Raw genomic sequence first — 17,956 nt, 5'->3', positions numbered from 1 at the left:
TTTCTGGCAGACCGGGACGGTCTGAAAAGATCGGGCATGGCCGCCGCGCGAACGACCAACCCGATGTTGACCTGGACCACCTTCGCGCCCCTGGCGGCCCTCGTCGCGCTTGCGCTCACCTGGGGTCGCGACCTCAACACGGTGCTGGTCGTCGTGGTGGCCCTGCTGCTGGCGGGTTCGGTGCTCGCGTCGGTGCACCACGCCGAGGTGGTGGCACACCGGGTCGGTGAACCCTTCGGTTCTCTCGTGCTCGCGGTCGCGGTGACCGTCATCGAGGTGGCGCTGATCCTCACGCTGATGATCTCGGGCGGCAAGGACAGCGCCTCGCTGGCCCGCGACACGGTGTTCGCCGCGGTGATGATCACCTGCAACGGCATCGTCGGGCTCAGCCTCTTCGTCGGGGCCCGGCGCTACGGCCTGGTCTCGTTCAACGCCGAGGGAGCCGGCGCCGCGCTGGCGACGGTGACGATGCTCGCGGCCCTGACCATGGTCGTGCCGACGTTCACGACCAGCGCTCCCGGCCCGGTGTTCTCGGGCGCCCAGCTGGTCTTCGCCGCCGTGGCCTCGCTCACGCTCTACGCCATGTTCGTCTCGACGCAGACGGTGCGGCACCGCGACTTCTTCCTGCCGGTGTCCGACGAGGGCGAGCTGCTGGAGGATGACCACGCCAAGCCACCCACCAACCGGGAGGCGTGGACCAGCCTGGGCCTGCTGCTGGTCTCTCTGGTCGCGGTGGTCGGCCTCGCCAAGGTCGAGTCACCGGCGATCGAGTCGGGGGTCGCGGCGGCTGGTCTGCCGCCGTCGTTCGTGGGCGTCGTGATCGCGCTGCTCGTGCTGCTGCCCGAGACGCTGGCGGCCGTGCGCGCGGCAGGGCGCAACCGCCTCCAGATCAGCCTGAACCTCGGGCTCGGCTCGGCGATGGCCAGCATCGGTCTCACGATCCCGGCCATCACGATCGCCACGATCTGGATCGACCAGCCGCTGGAGCTGGGCCTCGGCCCGACCCAGATGGTGCTGCTCGCTCTCACCGTGGTGACCGCCGTGCTCACCGTGGTGCCGGGACGGGCGACGCGGCTGCAGGGCGGGGTGCACCTCGTGCTGATGGCCGCCTTCGTGTTCCTCGCCATCGCCCCCTGAGCGCCAGTCAGACGGAGGCTGGGTCAGACGGAGGGCTGCGTCAGACGGAGGACTTGCCAGCGGGCTCGGGCTCGCCCTCGAGGGCGGCGGCGATGAGCTTGCCCAGCACCTCCGTGGAGTGGGCCCCGGTGAGCGCCACCTGGCGGTTCGCCACGAAGAACGGCACCGCGGTCACGCCCAGCTCGGCCGCCTCCGCCTCGTCGGCGCGGACGCGGTCGGCGTAGTCGCTGCTGGCGAGCACGGCAGCCACCCGACGGCCGTCGAGGCCGGCCTCGGCGCCGAGCCGCTGCAAGGACTCGCGGTCGTCGACCGACTTGCCCTCGCTGAAGTGTGCGGAGAAGAGCCGCTCCAGCACCGCGCCCTGCAGCGCAGGACCGCCCTGGGCCAGGCCCAGAGCGACTAGGCGGTGGGCGTCGAAGGAGTTGGCGTCGATCTGGGCGTCGATGTCCATGTCGATGCCGTCGGGGCGGCCGATGATGGCGGCCCGCTCGACGATGGCCCGGGCATCGTCGAGGCTGGCGCGGTGCCGGTGGGCCAGCTGCTCGACGACGGTGGCACCCTTTCCGGCCGGCTTGTTCGGGTCGAGCTCGAAGGCGCGGTAGGTCACGCTCACCTCCGAGGGCTGCGAGCTCTCGGCGATCGCCTGCTCGAGCCGCCGCTTGCCGATGTAGCACCACGGGCAGACGACGTCCACCCAGACCTCGATCTCCACCTCGCTCATGTCGCCCATCCTCACACGGACGGGCGGGTCCGGCCCGGGGCGAAAGATGGTTCCCGCCTACGATGACGGCATGACGTCGCCCCACGGGTCCCACCTGTCACAGCCACGCGTGTCCAGCCGCGTCGCCGGCCAGGCCGTCGCGGCGGTCGCCGCCGCGGTCCTCCTCGCGGCGTGCGGGGACGGCACCGGAGACACCAGCTCGCCGATGGCCGACCACGGGATGACGTCGAGCAGCTCGACGAACACCACGGACTCCACCACCACGGGGACGCAGGGCCCGAGCGCCACCGCGCCGTCCAGCCCGGCGCCCACCTCTCCCACCAGCACCGCCTCCGCGCCGGGCTCGAAGGGCACCCCGGCTGCCGGACCGCACAACGCCGCCGACGTGGAGTTCGCCTCCGGGATGGTGCCGCACCACCAGCAGGCCGTCGGCATGGCCGCCATGGCGCTGCGACACGGCGGGACCCCCGACTTCGTGAAGCTGGCCAAGGCGGTCAAGGCGGCACAGGCACCCGAGATCGAGCAGATGTCCGGCTGGCTGGTGGGCTGGGGCGAGCCGGTGCCCGGCGCGAGCAGCCACACGGGGCACACGGGCGCGGGGATGATGAGCCAGAAGGACCTCGACGACCTCGACGCGATGATGGGCAGCGGCTTCGAGGGCATGTGGCTGACCCTGATGGTGAAGCACCACCAGGGCGCCCTCGACATGGCGCGCGCCGAGGTGGCCAAGGGTCAGAACGCCGAGGTGAGGAAGCTGGCGCAGTCGATCATCACCAGCCAGACCGCAGAGATCGCCACCATGCGGAAGATGGCCGACGCCCGAGCCAGCTGAGCCCGCCTCGCGAGCTCCCCCGGGCTCACCGACCCACCAGTCCGGAACCTCCCGACGCAGACACGGCGACTTCGGACGCAGACAGGGCGACTTCGGACGCGGACACGGCGACGGCCCCCGACCAGTGCGGTCGGGGGCCGTCGCAGGTTCAGCGCAGGCGCTGCAGGTTCAGGTCGTCAGGGACGCCCGTAGGTGACGTCCGAGGACCAGATGTCACGCAGGTCGACGGCCTTGCCGCTGCGGGGCGAGTCCCACATCTTGCCGTTGCCGGCGTAGATGCCGACGTGGCTCGCCGGTGCGCCGAAGAACACCAGGTCTCCGGGCTGCGGGTTCGAGACCGGGGTGACAGCCTGGCGCTGCTCCTCGGCCGTGCGGGGCAGGCTGATCCCGACCTGCTTGAAGACGTACTGCGTGTAGCCGGAGCAGTCGAAGCCGTCAGGCGTCGTGCCGCCGTACTTGTACATGATGCCCTTGTACTGCGCAGCGATGCCCAGGATGCCGCCGGTGGCGGGCTTGAGCGGCGTCCGCACCACGGAGCGGCTGGCGGCCTGCTCCGTGCGCTGCGGCTGCGGCTGCTGCTGCGGCTCCGGGGCAGGGGCCGGGGCCGGGGCGGGTGCCGGCTTGGGCTTCGGCTTGGCGGTGGCCTTGAAGCCGATGACGCCGAAGGCGTTCTGCGCGGCCGGGCCGGCGGCCGCGGGTGCCTTGACGGCGACCGGGGCGGCAGCCGGGCTGCTGGCGGGCTTGTCGGCCGGAGCGGCCTGCGCCGGGATGGCGAAGGCGGCGACCAGGCCACCGGAGGCGGCGAGGACGGCCGAGGTCTTGACGGCCGGCTCCGCGGCCTTCGCCGCGATGTCGGACAGCTCGGTCAGGGGATTGAAGCGACCTGGGGCGCGATGGCGCCCAGCATTGTGTGCCACGAATGAACCTCCAACGCCTACGAGGTGAGCTGTCGGGTTCGGGTGGAGGTTGGTGTCACCCGGCCCTCCCGTCTGCGGCCCGTCCTAGCGGGCGCTCGCGGTGAGGGCTTCACCCCAAGGACGGCCGAAGCCGCCCAGAAGTGGGTCCCCCGCTCCTGCCAAGCGGTGTGCTGAGACCCTCCGCGATGACAGGACTAGGCGATCCGCGGCGAGCCGCCCTCTCCAAGGGGTGAGAGGACTCGCAAAAGATACACAAGGGGCGAACCGAATGTCACACCGCGGTCACGGCGAGTCCACGAAGGGACAGGAAAACACCGGCAACCGGCCATCACGGCATACGACTTCCAGCTCGAAAAGCCTCCCCGAGCCTCCCCGAGACCCACCGCCACGCGCCCGTTCAGGACGTGCCGAGGGTGGGTTTCGGGCCGGAAGGGCGAAGCGAGCGACCCGGTGACGCACGCCGGGGAAGAGGGCGCGGGGAAGAGTGCGGCCTGCGGTCAGACGACGGCGGCGAAGACGTGCTGGGCGACGTCCTGCGGCAGCGAGACCCCGGTGGCCTCCGCGCCGCCCTCGCGGACGGCGATGACCCGGCCGTCCTCACGCCTCACGTCGACGCGCTGGCCCGGCAGCAGGCCCGCGGACGTGAGGAGGCTGAGCGCCTCGTGGTCGACCTGCACCGGTTCGCCGATGCGCCGCACCAGCACCGTGGAGGTGTCGGGCAGGGCCAGCTCGGCGAGGCTCTTCACGCCGACCCGGAACTCCTCGTTGGGCTGCTCGCCGAGCTCGTCGAGCCCGGGGATCGGGTTGCCGTAGGGCGACTCGCGGTGGTCGCCGATCATGGCGAGGATCTTGCGCTCGACGCGCTCGGACATGACGTGCTCCCAGCGGCACGCCTCCTCGTGGACGTACTCCCACTCCAGCCCGATGACATCGGTGAGCAGGCGCTCGGCGAGGCGGTGCTTGCGCATCACGCGCGTGGCGATGAGCCGTCCCTCGTCGGTCAGCTCGAGGTGGCGGTCGCCGGAGAGGGTGAGCAGGCCGTCGCGCTGCATGCGGGCGACGGTCTGGGACACGGTCGGACCCGAGTGGCCGAGACGCTCGGCGATCCGGGCACGCAGGGGGACGATGCCCTCCTCGACGAGCTCGTAGATCGTCCGCAGGTACATCTCCGTCGTGTCGATAAGGTCCGTCACAGCCCCTAGCCTCTCATCATGGCGGTCACCGTGGTCTGGCTCAGGCGTGATCTTCGCATGCGTGACCACCCGGCCCTGACCGAGGCGGCGCACGCCGGAGACACGGTGCTGCCGCTGTTCGTCCTCGACCCGCAGCTCATCGACGTGGCGACCCCGCGGCGCGACCATCTCCTGGCCTCGCTGCGCGCCCTCGACGACGCGATGGACGGCCGCCTGGTGGTGCGCCGCGGCCGGCCCGAGGAGGTGGTGGCCGCCGTCGCCGAGGAGGTCGGCGCCGAGGGCGTGCACGTCAGCGCCGAGACCACGCCCTACGGGCGCCGGCGCGACGAGCGCGTCCGGCAGCGGCTCGAGCGCGACGGGCGCTCGCTGGTGGCGACCGGCACCCCGTATGCCGTGGGGCCGGGAACGCTGACCAAGCCGGACGGCACGGCATACCAGGTCTTCACCCCCTTCTCGAAGGCGTGGCGCACGCACGGCTGGCCCGGTCCCGCGCCCATGCCTCGCGGGCTGCGGTGGGCGCGGGCCGACTCCGAGGGGATCCCGGACGGCCCGGAGGTCGACGGCGCCGGCGAGGAGTCGGCGCGCCGCCGGTGGAAGCGGTGGCTCGACGATCACCTCGGCGGCTACGACGGCGAGCGCGACCGGCCGGACCTCGACTCCACCAGCCGGATGTCGGCTCCTCTGAAGTACGGCGAGCTGCACCCGCGCACGCTGCTCGCCGACATCGCCGCCCACGAGGGCGCCCGCTCCAAGGGGGCGAAGACCTACACCGACGAGCTGTGCTGGCGCGAGTTCTACGCCGACGTGCTGTGGCACCACCCCGAGTCGGCGTGGCACGACCTCAAGCCCGCCCTGTCGTCGATGACGTACTCGCGCGCCCGCAAGCCCCTCGAGGCGTGGCAGCGCGGCCAGACCGGCTTTCCCATGGTCGACGCCGGCATGCGACAGCTGCTCGCCGAAGGGTGGATGCACAACCGGGTGCGGATGATCACCGCCAGCTTCCTGGTCAAGGACCTGCACATCTGGTGGCCCGAGGGAGCCCGACACTTCCTGGCGCACCTGCGCGACGGCGACGTCGCGAGCAACAACCACGGCTGGCAGTGGGTGGCCGGCACCGGCACCGACGCGGCGCCCTACTTCCGCGTCTTCAACCCGGTGACCCAGGGGATGAAGTTCGACCCCGACGGCGACTACGTGCGGCGGTGGGTGCCCGAGCTGCGCCACCTCGCGGGCAGGGCGGCCCACGAGCCGTGGGCGCACGACGAGGGCTACGCGCACGGCTACCCCGAGCGGATCGTCGACCACAAGGCGGAGCGCGAGGAGGCGCTGCGCCGCTACGAGGCGGCCCGCCGCGGCTGACAAGAGGTCGTTTCGCGCCGTTGCACCCCATTGCTCCTGTTAGGGGTCAGTGAGATCACCTAAGCCGAACTCCGTTGACTTGCTTGGGGATACGCCGTTCTACCGATGTTGTGGTCGACCCGCGCCCGGACACTGGCGAGTGCCGCCCGTCGAGGGGATGCGCGGCGGGACACCGGGAGGGTGCGATGGGCACTCAGCAAGGCGGTCGGTGATGGAGCGGCTGCCCGTCATCTACGTCCGGGGGTACGCCGGCGGCACCGCCGGCATCAACAGCCAGGTGGACGACCCGTTCTACGGGTTCAACGAGGGAGCCACCCACGTGCGCGTCGGCGGTGACGGCGACCCGATGTTCTACCAGTTCGAGGGCCCGCTGCTGCGCCTGATGTCGGACGAGAACTACCGGCTCCTCGTGCGGGGCGACCAGCACCTGTACCTCGAGGACGCCGACGACGGGAGCGTCCGGCCGCACTCGCTGTGGGTCTATCGCTTCTACGACCAGGCTGCCACCACTTTCGCGGCACCCCCGCGCGAGGAGGGCCTGATCCACCGCTTCCTGACCGGGCTGCACCAGCGCGTCACCTCGGAAGGGTTCGACATCGAGTCCGCTGCCGCCGGGCTCTACGACCTCGTCATGCTCGTGCGCGCCAAGACGGGTGCATCGAAGGTCTACCTCGTCGCGCACTCGATGGGCGGGCTGGTGTGCCGCTGCATGATGCAGAAGGTCTGCGCTGGAGAAGGACGAGCCCCCGCCAAGGACATCGTCGCCCGGCTCTTCACCTACGGCACCCCGCACGGCGGCATCGACTTCGAGATCAGCGCGCTGGACTGGGCGCAGGAGGCGTTCGGCCCGGCCGGGTCCGACATCTTCGCGCCCGAGAAGATGTACGGCTACCTCACCCCGGGACGCCGCTTCGGTGACCTGCCCGGGCCCGGCACGCACTGGGACCCCCAGGCGCTCGACCCGGAGGTCTTCTCCCCCGCCGACGTCTTCTGCCTCATCGGCACCAACCCCCAGGACTACGGCGCGGCGCGTCTCGTCGTGGGGCCGAAGAGCGACGGCCTGGTGCGGATCGAGCGGGCGTACGTGCGAGGCGCCCACCGCTCCTACGTCCACCGGTCGCACTCGGGCTCCTACGGCGAGGTGAACTCCGAGGAGGGCTACCAGAACCTGCGCCGGTTCCTGTTCGGCCGGTGGGGCGTGGCCGTCACGCTGAACGGGTTGCCCGCCTACCCGTCGAACATGGCGGAGCTGCCAGAGGCGGACCAGTGGCCGGTGTGGCAGGCCGACATGCGGCTCACGATCCGTGGCCTGCCCATCGTGCTGAGCGAGCAGCTCGCCGCCCATTGGTGCCCGGTGCAGATCAACGACGAGCTCGCGCGGCACGTGGACTCGGCGGACACACCCGTGCCGCTGGCAACCACCTTCCTCCTCGACGCCGCCCACGAGGCGGAGCTGGCCCGCGAGCGCGGTGACCAGCCCTCCCCGCCCCGCCATGGTGGCCGGCTCCGCTACGTCATGACGCTGCGGGTGTTCAAGCTCGTCGAGCGCGGGCGCGGGTTCCGGTTCACCGAGCACCTGGAGCAGGTGCCCGACTGGGAGGACTCGCTCATCGTCGACGTCGGGCCGAACGAGGCCGGCGACGGCCTGACCGCCTGGGCGGCGTGGAACAGCGAGGTGAGCGGGTGCAACGACACGTGCGACCCGATCACCGAGGGTCTGCCACCGGAGCGCCGACACCCCACGGTCTTCGAACGCCACGGTGCCACCCACCTGGCGCGGGTGGACCTGCCGACCATCGCCCACGGCCTCCCGATCATGGGCGAGGCGGCCCACCTGACGATCGTCGTGACCGACCGGCTCGCCGCCACCGCGGAGGCGGCACCCACTGCGTGAGGGCCTGACCGCCCCCACCCACCCGCACCTCGGTCCGCGCGGGAAGCGGACCGTGCAGCGCGCCGACCGCGCAGGAAGAGGAGATCGAGATGACCAAGCAGGTGCTGTCGCGCTACACGGTGCAGCCCGGCGACACGCTCGGCGCCATCGCCGGCCACTTCGGGACGTCGGTCGGCGCCCTCGCACGCCTCAACCACATCGCCGACCCCAACCTCATCCGCGTCGGCCAGGTGCTGTCCGTCCCACACCCCGGCAACACCCCTCCGCCGCCCCCACCGACGCACTACACCGTGCAGCCCGGTGACACGCTGGGCGCCATCGCGGCCCGGTTCCACACGTCCGTGCAGGCGATCGCCCACCGGAACCACATCGCGAACCCGAACCTCATCCACGTCGGCCAGGTGCTGCAGCTCACCGGGTCGGACGTGTCACCACCTCGCGTGGTGGTCGCGGTGCGGCCCGGCCCGAAGACCGCAGACGTGACCCGGGCGCAGCTCCTCGTGATCATGCCCCTGGCGAGACCGCGAGCGGCCGACTACCTCCCGCACCTCAACGTGGCGATGCGGGAGGCCGCGATGATCTCGCCCCTGCGCCGAGCCGCCTTCCTGGCACAGCTGGCCCACGAGAGCGCGCAGCTGCAGTTCATGGAGGAGCTCGCCTCCGGCGCGGAGTACGAGGGCCGACGCGACCTCGGCAACACCCAGCCCGGTGACGGCGTCCGGTTCAAGGGACGCGGGCCGATCCAGCTCACCGGGCGCAACAACTACCGGGTGGCCGGGCGCGCCCTCGGCATCGACCTGCTGGCGAACCCCCACCGGGCGGCCGACCCCGACGTCGGCTTCCGGGTCGCGGGCTGGTTCTGGACGTCCCGTGGGCTGAACGACCTCGCAGACCGGCAGCAGTTCGACGCCATCACCCGGCGGATCAACGGCGGCCTCAACGGCAAGGCCGAGCGCGACCGTTACTACGCCGTGGCGCTGCGGGAGCTGGGCGCCTGACCCGGACCCCGAGGCCGGGTTCCCCGAGGGCGCTGCGGCCGGACGGCCGCCCGGTCAGGCCTGCTGCGAACGCGGCCGGCGCGTCGGGTCGTAGCGCGGCACCCAGCGAGCCAGCCAGGCACCGCCGACGAAGGAGATGCCGCCCAGCACGACGCACGCGGCGGCCAGCGGGGCGACGACCGTGATCGCGCTGACGAGCAGCGGACCGCCGGAGACGCCGGAGTCGACGAACAGCCGCCAGCCGCCGAGGAACTGCGGCCGCGCGTCCGCCGGCGCGGCATCCGCACCGAGCGTCATGACGATGCCCGAGCCCAGGCCGTTGCCGAGCGCCATGAGCAGCGCCACCACGGTCAGCGCCGGCATGGTCGTGGTGAGCGGCAGGGCGGCCATGCCGATGCCGAGCACCACCACGGTGGGCACCGCCACCCATGCCCGCCCGAACCGGTCCATGACGGCGCCGGCCGGGTAGAACAGCAGCATGTCGAGCGCCCCGGCGATGCCGAAGACGAGCGCGGTGTCGGTGGCGTCGAGGCCGATCTGCTCGGCCCACAGGGGCAGCAGCGACGTGCGGGCGCCCCGGGCCGCGGCGATGGCGAGCACGCCGGTGCCGAGGGTGAGCAGCGTTCGCCGGTGCTCCAGCAGCACCGAACCCACCGAGCGCCGGGCGGCAGCGGCGGTGGCCCGCTCGTGCCCGGCCGTCAGGTCGGGCAGCAGCGCGACGAGGAGGAAGGCTCCGATGCTCGTGGCGACGGCCACGGCATACGCAGCCCTGATGTCCCACTCCGCCACCACCGCCGCACCCACGAAGGGGCCGGCGAAGAGCCCGATGCGGTGCACGCCGCCGAGCGTCGACAGCGCTCGGGCGCGCATGGAGACGGGCACCACCTCGGTGAGGTAGGCCTGCCGGGCCAGGTTGAACAGCGCCCCGGCGATGCCCATGACGAAGACGGCCACGGCGAGCAGCCACACCTCGCGTGCCAGCAGGGCGCCGGTCATGGCCACCGCGTCGATGACGCCGGCCACCATGAGGGCGCGCCGCTCGCCGACGCGCGCCGCGAGCGCCCCCGAGGGCAGCGAGGCCGCAAGCTGCCCGATGCCGAGCAGCGCCACGGTCAGCGCGGCGACCCCCACCGACGCGCCGAGGGCCCGCGCGCTGAGCGCGAGCACCGGCAGCACCGCGCCGTGGCCGAGCGACGCGAGCACCGTCGGGCCGTAGGCCGGTAGCGCGATGCGGCGCAGCAGGAACGGCTCGGCCGGCGCCGAGGACGGGGTCTGGGACATTCCGGCCATTGTGTCGCGCTAGCGTCAGCAGCGTGACGGCAACCTTCACCATCCCCGCCCGGTTCTGCGGCCCGCCCGAGTCGGGCAACGGCGGGTGGACCAGCGGCCACCTCGCCCAGCTCGTGCCCACCGACGCAGAGCGCCCGGCCGTCTCGGTGCGGCTGCGCACCCCTCCCCCGCTCGACCGCGCGCTGCAGGTGCGCACCGGCGACGACGGGGTGGTCGAGGTGCTCGACGGTGACCTCGTGGTCGCCTCCGCCCAGCCGGCACCCCCTCTGCCGCGGGCCGGTCTGCCCGCGCCGGTGACGTTCGCCGAGGCAACCGCCGTGGCGGAGCACTATGCGGGGCTGCACGACCACCCGTTCCCCACCTGCTTCTCCTGCGGCACCGAGCGGGAGCCGGGCGACGCCCTCTGCCTGCGCCCCGGCCCGCTGCCGGGGCGCGAGGGCGTGCACGCCGCGGCATGGGTGCCCACCGAGTCGACTCCCGAGATCGTGTGGGCCGCGCTCGACTGCCCCGGCGCGTGGGCCCTCGGCGTCGGCGGGCGCCCCATGGTGCTCGGCACCATGACCGCCGAGGTCGACCGCCTGCCCGCCGTCGGCGAGGAGCACGTCGTCATGGCGTGGGCGCGGGGCAGCGAGGGTCGCAAGCACTGGTGCGGCACCGCGCTGTATGCCGCGGACGGCACCCTCCTCGCGCACGCCGACGCCACCTGGATCGCCATCGACCCCGCCACCGTCCGACCGGTCACCGACACTGCGGTTACCGACACTGTGGTCACCGACACCGTGAGGAGCACCCCGTGAGCACCAACGCCCGCAAGACCGCCGTCGTCACCGGCGCCAGCAGCGGCATCGGCGAGGCGACCGCCCGCCAGCTCGCGGCAGCCGGCTTCCGGGTGTTCTGTGCCGCCCGCCGGACGCAGCGCATCGAGAAGCTCGCCGGCGAAATCGGTGGCGTCGCCGTCGCGTGCGACGTGACCGACACCGCCGATGTCCAGCGGCTCGCGGAGGCGGTGGGTGACCGGCTCGACGTGCTCGTCAACAACGCCGGCGGCGCGTTCGGCCTCGAGTCGGTCGAGGAGGGCCGGGTCGAGGACTGGCGGGCGATGTACGAGGTCAACGTCATCGGCGCCCTGCAGGTCACCCAGGCGCTGCTGCCGGCCCTCAAGGCCAGTGGTGAGGGCATCATCGTCAACGTCGGCAGCACCGCCGGCCGCACGGCATACGAGGGAGGCGGTGGCTACACCGCCGCCAAGCACGCCCTCGCCGTCATGACCGAGACGCTGCGGCTCGAGCTCGTCGACCAGCCGGTGCGCATCACCGAGGTGGCGCCCGGCATGGTGCGCACCGAAGGCTTCTCCCTCACCCGCTTCCGCGGCGACCAGGAGCGCGCCGAGCAGGTGTATGCCGGCGTGTCTCGGCCCCTCGTCGCCGACGACGTCGCCGACGCGATCGTCTGGATGGCCACCCGGCCCGCCCACGTCAACGTCGACCTGCTCGTCATCAAGCCGCAGGCACAGGCTGCGCCGCACAAGGTGCACCGCGAGGGCTGACCGCCCCCGTGGTTGTCACGTCGTGACAATCACGGTCGTGCGCGCGCCGGTGAGGGCGTCGGGTCCGACCTGCAGCACGATCTCCCCGGCGTCGACCCGAGCGGTGTTGTCACGCCCGAAGTAGGCGAACTGCTCTGCGGTGACGGTGAACTCGGCCGTGCCCGTGTCGCCCGGGCCGAGGTCGAGCACGGCCCAGTCGGTGAGCTCGACGAGGGGCCGGGTCACCTCGGCGACCGGGTCGCGGAAGTACAGCTGCACGACCTCCCGTCCTGCCCTGTCGCCGGTGTTCGTGACGTCGACCTCGAGCTGCACGCTGCCGCCCGACCGCGCGAGCTGCGGCGCCGACAGACGAGGAGGGCCGTAGTCGAAGGTCGTGTAGGTCAGCCCGTGCCCGAAGGGCAGGCGGGGGAAGACGAGGTCGTCGAGGTAGCGGCCGAGCCGGGTGTCCTCGTGCCGCTCGATCAGCCGTCCGGTCGGTCGCTGGTGGGTGCTCGTCGGGATGTGGCCGGTCGTGAGGGGGAACGTCATCGGGAGCCGCCCGTGGGGGCTGACGTCACCGAAGACGATGTCGGCCAACGCGTTTCCCGCCTCGATGCCGGGGTGCCACACCACGACCACGGCGTCGGCGAGGTCCATGACGTCGCCGAGCTCGAGCGGGCGGCCGGTGTAGACGACCGCGACGAGCGGCTTGCCGAGGCGGGCGAGCTGGCGGAGCGCGTCAAGCTGCCCGGCAGGGAGGCCGATGTCGCTGACCGAGTTGGCCTCGCCCGAGCGCCACGAGTGCTCGCCGACCACGGCGACGGTGACGTCGGCATTGCGCACCTGCTGCACGGAGCGGTCGCTGAACCGGCCGTCGCTGACGAGCAGCCGCTCGTTGCCGAGCCGCTCGCGGAAGGCGGCGGCCGGGCTCACGACGTCCTCGCCACGACCGTCGAGGGTCCAGGTGCCGAGCAGTGCCTCCCCCTCCTCGGCGAACGGGCCGCTGAGGTGCACGGTGCCGCAGTCGGGGCCGAGCGGCAGGACCCCGTTGTTCGAGACGAGCACGTGCGCGGCGTGGGCGGCCCGGCGCGCCACCGAGCGGGTCTGCTCCGTGGGGGCGTTGCTGCGGGTGGGTTCCCCGGCGTAGGGCCGCTCGAAGAGGCCAAGCCGGAACTTCACGGTCAGGATGCGGCGCACGGCGTCGTCGACGAGCTTCTCGGCAACGACTCCGTCACGGACCAGGTCGGCCAGGTGGGCGGAGTAGCCGCCGGAGCACATGTCGAGGTCGACACCGGCCTCGATCGCCTGTCGTGCGGCGTCGCGCAGGTCTGCAGCGACACCCTCGTTCACCAGCTGGCCGACGCCGTTCCAGTCGGCCACGACGAGGCCCTCGAAGCCCCACTCCCCCTTGAGCACGTCACGCAGCAGGTGGCGGTGGGCGTGCATCGGGATGCCGTCGACGTCGTTGAACGCCGCCATCACCGTCGTCACGCCGGCGTCGACGGCTGCTTTGAACGGCCGCAGGTGCAGGTTGCGGAGCGTGTTCTCGCCGACCGACACGGTGTCGTAGTCGCGGCCGCCGGCGGCCAGCCCGTAGCCGGCGAAGTGCTTGGCGCAGGCCGCGATCCGGTCGGGGTGGCCCGGGACGTCGCCCTGGAAGCCGCGGACCAGCGCCGCGGCGAGCCGCCCGCTCAGCACCGGGGTCTCACCCAGCGACTCCGCCACACGGCCCCACCGCGGCTCCTCGGAGAGGTCGACCATCGGCGCGAAGGTCCACGCCACACCGTCGACGACCGCCTCGTGCGCGGCGATCTCGCCGGCCTGCTCGGCGAGCTCCTCGTCCCACGCGGCGGCCAGCCCGAGGGGGATGGGGAACACCGTCCGGTGGCCGTGGATCACGTCACGCCCGAACAGCACCGGGATGCCGAGCCGGCTGTCCTCGACGGCGTGCCGCTGGGCGGCGTCGATGTTGTGGGCCAGCACCCCCTCGTCGCGCTCGTTGCCGCCGGTCGCGCCACTGGCGAAGAGGCTCGACCCGATGCTGCCCTGTCGGAGCAGCTCGGCGTCGTCGTCGGGGTGGATGTTGGCCACCTGGTGGGTCTGGCCGACCTTCTCCTCCAGGGTCATCTGCGCCATCAGCGCCTCCACCCGCTCGGGAACGGGTCGGGTGGCGTCGAGCCAGGGTCGGTGCTCCACGTGCATGGCCATCCGAGTTGTGTAGCAGTGGCGCGTCTCGACTGCACCTCTCACAGGGTTCGGGTCGTGGTCCATGGCTCCTGCGGGTGCCCCTGGGACGGCCCCGTCCCGCAGCCCGCTACAGTGGCGACAGATCGGACATCTCAGGGCGAATGACCCCCAGTCCGGCCGGAGGAATCGGCTCGCTGGTTGCGGAATACACCTATCTCATTGAACGTTCAACGACACATGACGCAGATCTCCCACGCCGACCTGACCGACTACGAGGCCGAGTTCGAGGCCCCGCTCGAGCTGGACCCGCAGGCCCAGGACCTGCTCTTCCGTGAGGCCCGCACCGCCAACACCTTCACCGACGAGCCCGTCACCGACGAGCAGGTCAAGGCGATCTACCACCTGGTGAAGTGGGCCCCGACCTCGATGAACAACCAGCCCCTGCGCATCGTGCTGGTCCGCAGCGACGAGGCCCGCGCCCGCCTGGTCGGCCTCATGGGCGACGGCAACAAGGCCAAGACCGAGGCCGCCCCCCTGGTGGCCATCCTGGCCGCCGACCTCGACTTCCACGACGAGCTGCCGAAGGTCTTCCCCCACTTCCCCGGCGCACGTGACCTCTTCGCCGGCAACGAGTCGGCCCGCGAGGAGTCGGCCAAGCTCAACGCCGCGCTCCAGATCGGCTACTTCACCATGGGCGTACGCGCCGCCGGCCTCGCCGCGGGCCCGATGACGGGCCTCGACGCGGCCGCGGTCGACCGCGAGTTCTTCCCCGACGGCCGGCACCGCACCCTGGTCGTCATGAACATCGGCAAGCCCGGCGAGGACGCCTGGCTGCAGCGCCTGCCGCGGCTGGGCTACGACGAGGTCGTCACCACCGCCTGAGCGCCCGAAATGTGTTGCCTTCCTCCCGGGTCCCGGCTTACCGTCGAGGCACACGGAAGGGAGGTGGTCCAAGAAGTGATTTCTCATTGGACGCGTGAGGTGACTGGGCGCTAGGGCGCACGGCAACTGCGCTGAAGCGCAATCCCACCAGCATCACCGCAGCCCGCGGGCCGTGCAGGTCGTCCCCTGCACAACGCCAGCCGCTCGTCTCGGCAGGCAAGGCCCGCGGGCTGGTCCATGCCCGGCCACACCCCGACCCGACCTCGCACGCAGCGAGCCGCCCATGACCCCCGTTGACGGGGCCGTGGGCGGCTCGGCGTCGACGAAGTGGCTCAGGCGGAGCGCAGTGAGGCGGCCTGCGCGGCCAGCGACTCGATGCGGGCCCAGTCGCCCTGCGCCACGGCATCCTTCGGCGTCAGCCACGAGCCGCCGACGCAGCCGACGTTCGGCAGCGCGAGGTAGTCCCGCGCGTTCTCCGGCGTGACCCCGCCGGTCGGGCAGAAGCGCAGGTGCGGGCACGGGCCCGCCACGGACGACAGGTACGCCCGACCCCCGCTGGCCTCCGCCGGGAAGAACTTCATGGCGGTGAGCCCGGCCTCGGCGAGGGTCAGCATCTCGGTGAGCGTGCCGGCACCGGCGAGCAGCGGCAGCCCCGATCCCACGGCCGCCTCGAGCAGCCTCGGCGGCGACCCGGGGGTCACGATGAACTGCGCTCCGGCGTCGCGCACCTGGCCGACCTGCTCGGGCGTCAGCACGGTGCCGGCCCCGACGACCATGCCCTCGACCTCGTTCGCCACCGCCTCGATCGCGGCCAGCCCTGCCTCCGAGCGCAGCGTGATCTCGATGACCGGTATGCCGCCGCGCAGCAGGGCCTGCGCCAGGGGCACCGCCTGCTCGGCGGACTCCACGACCACGACGGGGATGACCGGCGAGACGTCGAGGACGTCGGCGCCGCTGCGGATCTCGTGGTGCTGGGCGACAGGGCTCACAGGGTCTGCTCCATGTTCGTCGGCGGGTTCGGCTGCAGGCTCGACTGCAGGGTGGGGGCCAGGGTGTGCTCCCCGAGCTCGGCGGTCCGGCCCAGTGTGGCAAAGACGTGGGCACCCTCGTCGGCGCGGCCCACGGCGGTGCGCAGGGCGTGGAACAGCTCGCGGCCGGTGCCGTACTCGTCGGGGGCTCCGCGCAGGGCCGGCGGACGGGCCGCGAGCTCCTCGGGGTCGACCAGCACGTCGATGGTGCCGGCGTTGGCGTCGAGCCGGATGACGTCGCCGTCACGGACCCGGCTGATCGGCCCGGCGTGCACCGACTCGGGCGTCACGTGGATGGCCGCGGGGATGGCGCCGGAGGCGCCGCTCATGCGTCCGTCGGTCACGAGCGCCACGGCATACCCACGCTTCTGCAGCACGCCCAGCGAGGGCGTCAGCGTGTGCAGCTCGGGCATGCCGTTGGCCGACGGCCCCTGCTCGCGGATGACGACGACGACGTCGCGGTCGAGCTCGCGCCGCGAGAAGGCGGTGAGGAAGCCGACCTGGTCGGTGAAGACGCGCGCGGGCGCCTCGACGACGCGGTGCTCGTCGGCGACCGCCGAGACCTTGATGACGGCGTTGCCGAGCGTGCCGCGCAGCACGCGCAGGCCGCCGTCGGGCGAGAACGGGTCGGTGGCCGGCCGCAGCACGGCGAGGTCGCCCGACTCCAGCGGGGCGTCCTCCCACGTGAGGGTGCCGGTGGCGTCGAGCACCGGCCGCTGCCCGTACCGGGACAGGCCGGGGCCGGCGAGGGTCTGCACGTCGTCGTGGAGCAGCCCGGCGTCGAGGAGCGTGCGCACGAGGAAGGACGTGCCGCCGGCGGCGTGGAAGTGGTTCACGTCGGCGGGGCCGTTGGGGTAGATCCGCGCGAGCAGCGGTACCACGGCGGAGAGCTCGTCGAAGTCGTCCCACGTGAGGTGGATGCCGGCCGCGGCCGCCATGGCGACGAGGTGCATCGTGTGGTTGGTCGAGCCGCCGGTGGCCAACAGCGCGACGACTCCGTTGACGACGGCCTTCTCGTCGACGACCTGGCCGATGCCGTAGGCCTGCCCGCTGGAGGCGATCTCGGCGACCCGGCGGGTGGCCGCGTCGGTGAGGGCGGCGCGCAGCGGCTCGTCGGGGTGGACGAAGGCCGCGCCGGGCAGGTGCAGGCCCATGACGTCCATGAGCAGTTGGTTGGAGTTGGCCGTGCCGTAGAAGGTGCAGGTGCCGGGCGAGTGGTAGCTCGCGACCTCGGAGGCGAGCAGCTCGTCACGGCCGGCCTTGCCGTCGGCGAACGCCTTGCGCACCTCGGCCTTCTCGGCGTTCGACCGGCCCGACGCCATGGGCCCGGCGGGCACGAACGCGGTGGGCAGGTGGCCGAAGGTGAGCGCGCCCTCGACGAGCCCGGGCACGATCTTGTCGCAGACGCCCAGCATCAGCGCCGCGTCGAAGACGTCGTGCGAGAGCGCGATCGCGGTCGACATGGCGATGACGTCGCGGCTGAACAGGCTGAGCTCCATGCCTGCCCGGCCCTGGGTGATGCCGTCGCACATCGCCGGCACACCACCCGCGACGCGGGCGACCGCACCCACCTCGCGCGCGGTGGCCTTGATGGCCTGCGGGTAGTGCTCGTACGGCGCGTGGGCCGAGAGCATGTCGTTGTAGGACGTGACGATGCCGATGCTGACCGCGCTCTCGCCGGTCATGGCGATGCGGTCGGAGCCGCCGCAGGCCGCGACGGCGTGGGCGAGGTTGCTGCAGCCGAGGTCGGCGCGGGCGGGGCGCAGGCCGCGCTCGGCCGCCGCGGCGGAGATGCGTGAGAGGTATGCCGCGCGGCTGGCACGGCTGCGCTCGGCCACCTTCGCGGTGACGTCGGCGACGACCGGGTGGGTCGGTTGGGCAGGACGGGGCACGGTGTTCTCCTCGCGGTTCGCAGGCGGCCCGGGACCGGGCCACGGGCGAACGGCGACGGTGGCGCTCGCGTCTCTTGTGGCACGGGTCACACTAGAGGCAG

Annotated in this window: 15 protein-coding genes and 1 riboswitch; of the genes, 8 read left to right on the top strand and 7 right to left on the bottom strand. The window is 72.5% G+C overall.

What is annotated here, in order from left to right; translation table 11 throughout:
- Positions 1 to 36: 36 nt before the first annotated feature.
- On the top strand, positions 37 to 1,137 hold the full coding sequence (locus BMW78_RS15620; protein WP_091761645.1) for a calcium:cation antiporter: 1,101 nt from the start codon (positions 37 to 39) through the stop codon (positions 1,135 to 1,137).
- Positions 1,138 to 1,177: 40 nt separating this feature from the next.
- Here BMW78_RS15620 and BMW78_RS15615 read toward each other — a convergent pair whose 3' ends face one another.
- The gene (locus BMW78_RS15615; RefSeq protein ID WP_177180429.1) at positions 1,178 to 1,858 is read right to left on the bottom strand and encodes a DsbA family oxidoreductase; all 681 of its coding nucleotides are present in this window, start codon (positions 1,856 to 1,858) and stop codon (positions 1,178 to 1,180) included.
- A 70-nt stretch (positions 1,859 to 1,928) separates the two neighbouring features.
- Between BMW78_RS15615 and BMW78_RS15610 the strand changes: the two genes are divergently transcribed.
- Positions 1,929 to 2,690, top strand: coding sequence for a DUF305 domain-containing protein (locus BMW78_RS15610; protein ID WP_143056293.1), 762 nt, complete (start codon positions 1,929 to 1,931; stop codon positions 2,688 to 2,690).
- Positions 2,691 to 2,866: 176 nt separating this feature from the next.
- Here the strand turns inward: BMW78_RS15610 and BMW78_RS15605 are convergent, their stop codons facing one another.
- On the bottom strand, positions 2,867 to 3,607 hold the full coding sequence (locus tag BMW78_RS15605; RefSeq protein ID WP_091761640.1) for a C40 family peptidase: 741 nt from the start codon (positions 3,605 to 3,607) through the stop codon (positions 2,867 to 2,869).
- Positions 3,607 to 3,785, bottom strand: a riboswitch (cyclic di-AMP (ydaO/yuaA leader). Its footprint overlaps the gene before it by 1 nt.
- 319 nt (positions 3,786 to 4,104) lie before the next feature.
- Complete coding sequence (locus BMW78_RS15600) at positions 4,105 to 4,800, bottom strand: iron-dependent transcriptional repressor DtxR (RefSeq protein ID WP_091761638.1); 696 nt, start codon at positions 4,798 to 4,800, stop codon at positions 4,105 to 4,107.
- 18 nt (positions 4,801 to 4,818) lie between these two features.
- On the opposite strand from BMW78_RS15600, the gene BMW78_RS15595 reads away from it, so the two are divergent.
- The 3 genes from BMW78_RS15595 to BMW78_RS15585 all read left to right on the top strand — a co-directional run bounded on the left by BMW78_RS15595 (position 4,819) and on the right by BMW78_RS15585 (position 9,051).
- Positions 4,819 to 6,159, top strand: coding sequence for a cryptochrome/photolyase family protein (locus BMW78_RS15595; protein ID WP_091761636.1), 1,341 nt, complete (start codon positions 4,819 to 4,821; stop codon positions 6,157 to 6,159).
- Between the two features lie 211 nt (positions 6,160 to 6,370).
- Positions 6,371 to 8,053, top strand: coding sequence for an esterase/lipase family protein (locus BMW78_RS15590; protein WP_091761634.1), 1,683 nt, complete (start codon positions 6,371 to 6,373; stop codon positions 8,051 to 8,053).
- An 89-nt stretch (positions 8,054 to 8,142) separates the two neighbouring features.
- Positions 8,143 to 9,051, top strand: coding sequence for a LysM peptidoglycan-binding domain-containing protein (locus tag BMW78_RS15585; protein ID WP_091761632.1), 909 nt, complete (start codon positions 8,143 to 8,145; stop codon positions 9,049 to 9,051).
- A gap of 54 nt (positions 9,052 to 9,105) precedes the next feature.
- Here the strand turns inward: BMW78_RS15585 and BMW78_RS15580 are convergent, their stop codons facing one another.
- Positions 9,106 to 10,332 carry an MFS transporter gene (locus tag BMW78_RS15580; protein ID WP_245735900.1) on the bottom strand — a complete coding sequence of 409 codons (1,227 nt, stop codon included), beginning with the start codon at positions 10,330 to 10,332 and terminating at the stop codon, positions 9,106 to 9,108.
- A 32-nt stretch (positions 10,333 to 10,364) separates the two neighbouring features.
- Here BMW78_RS15580 and BMW78_RS15575 point away from each other — a divergent pair, with 32 nt between their 5' ends.
- Together BMW78_RS15575 and BMW78_RS15570 are read left to right on the top strand one after the other, a co-directional pair.
- A complete protein-coding gene (locus tag BMW78_RS15575) occupies positions 10,365 to 11,138 on the top strand; it encodes a hypothetical protein (RefSeq protein WP_218144377.1) in 774 nt (257 codons plus the stop codon).
- Positions 11,135 to 11,887: an SDR family oxidoreductase gene (locus BMW78_RS15570; RefSeq protein ID WP_091761628.1), complete on the top strand. Its 753-nt coding sequence runs from the start codon at positions 11,135 to 11,137 to the stop codon at positions 11,885 to 11,887. The genes BMW78_RS15575 and BMW78_RS15570 overlap by 4 nt, the downstream gene beginning before the upstream one ends.
- A 15-nt stretch (positions 11,888 to 11,902) precedes the next feature.
- On the opposite strand, the gene BMW78_RS15565 is transcribed toward BMW78_RS15570, so the two are convergent.
- The gene (locus tag BMW78_RS15565) at positions 11,903 to 14,074 is read right to left on the bottom strand and encodes a glycoside hydrolase family 3 N-terminal domain-containing protein (protein WP_177180428.1); all 2,172 of its coding nucleotides are present in this window, start codon (positions 14,072 to 14,074) and stop codon (positions 11,903 to 11,905) included.
- Positions 14,075 to 14,290: 216 nt separating this feature from the next.
- On the opposite strand from BMW78_RS15565, the gene BMW78_RS15560 reads away from it, so the two are divergent.
- The gene (locus BMW78_RS15560) at positions 14,291 to 14,935 is read left to right on the top strand and encodes a malonic semialdehyde reductase (protein WP_091761624.1); all 645 of its coding nucleotides are present in this window, start codon (positions 14,291 to 14,293) and stop codon (positions 14,933 to 14,935) included.
- A gap of 332 nt (positions 14,936 to 15,267) precedes the next feature.
- Here the strand turns inward: BMW78_RS15560 and eda are convergent, their stop codons facing one another.
- Positions 15,268 to 15,924: a bifunctional 4-hydroxy-2-oxoglutarate aldolase/2-dehydro-3-deoxy-phosphogluconate aldolase gene (eda, locus tag BMW78_RS15555; protein ID WP_281247093.1), complete on the bottom strand. Its 657-nt coding sequence runs from the start codon at positions 15,922 to 15,924 to the stop codon at positions 15,268 to 15,270.
- A complete protein-coding gene (edd, locus tag BMW78_RS15550) occupies positions 15,921 to 17,855 on the bottom strand; it encodes a phosphogluconate dehydratase (protein ID WP_091761622.1) in 1,935 nt (644 codons plus the stop codon). The genes eda and edd overlap by 4 nt, the downstream gene beginning before the upstream one ends.
- Positions 17,856 to 17,956: the final 101 nt, after the last annotated feature.

Source organism: Pedococcus cremeus, assembly GCF_900111375.1.
GTDB classification, from domain to species: Bacteria; Actinomycetota; Actinomycetes; order Actinomycetales; family Dermatophilaceae; genus Pedococcus_A; species Pedococcus_A cremeus.
This window is presented reverse-complemented; position numbering and strand designations above follow the sequence as displayed.

Bases quoted from the DNA above. Each gene is read 5' to 3' on its own strand.
- BMW78_RS15620 (WP_091761645.1), top strand. From the start codon at position 37: ATGGCCGCCGCGCGAACGACCAACCCGATGTTGACCTGGACCACCTTC.
- BMW78_RS15615 (WP_177180429.1), bottom strand. From the start codon at position 1,858: ATGAGCGAGGTGGAGATCGAGGTCTGGGTGGACGTCGTCTGCCCGTGG.
- BMW78_RS15610 (WP_143056293.1), top strand. From the start codon at position 1,929: ATGACGTCGCCCCACGGGTCCCACCTGTCACAGCCACGCGTGTCCAGC.
- BMW78_RS15595 (WP_091761636.1), top strand. From the start codon at position 4,819: ATGGCGGTCACCGTGGTCTGGCTCAGGCGTGATCTTCGCATGCGTGAC.
- BMW78_RS15590 (WP_091761634.1), top strand. From the start codon at position 6,371: ATGGAGCGGCTGCCCGTCATCTACGTCCGGGGGTACGCCGGCGGCACC.
- BMW78_RS15585 (WP_091761632.1), top strand. From the start codon at position 8,143: ATGACCAAGCAGGTGCTGTCGCGCTACACGGTGCAGCCCGGCGACACG.
- BMW78_RS15580 (WP_245735900.1), bottom strand. From the start codon at position 10,332: ATGTCCCAGACCCCGTCCTCGGCGCCGGCCGAGCCGTTCCTGCTGCGC.
- BMW78_RS15565 (WP_177180428.1), bottom strand. From the start codon at position 14,074: ATGGCCATGCACGTGGAGCACCGACCCTGGCTCGACGCCACCCGACCC.
- BMW78_RS15560 (WP_091761624.1), top strand. From the start codon at position 14,291: ATGACGCAGATCTCCCACGCCGACCTGACCGACTACGAGGCCGAGTTC.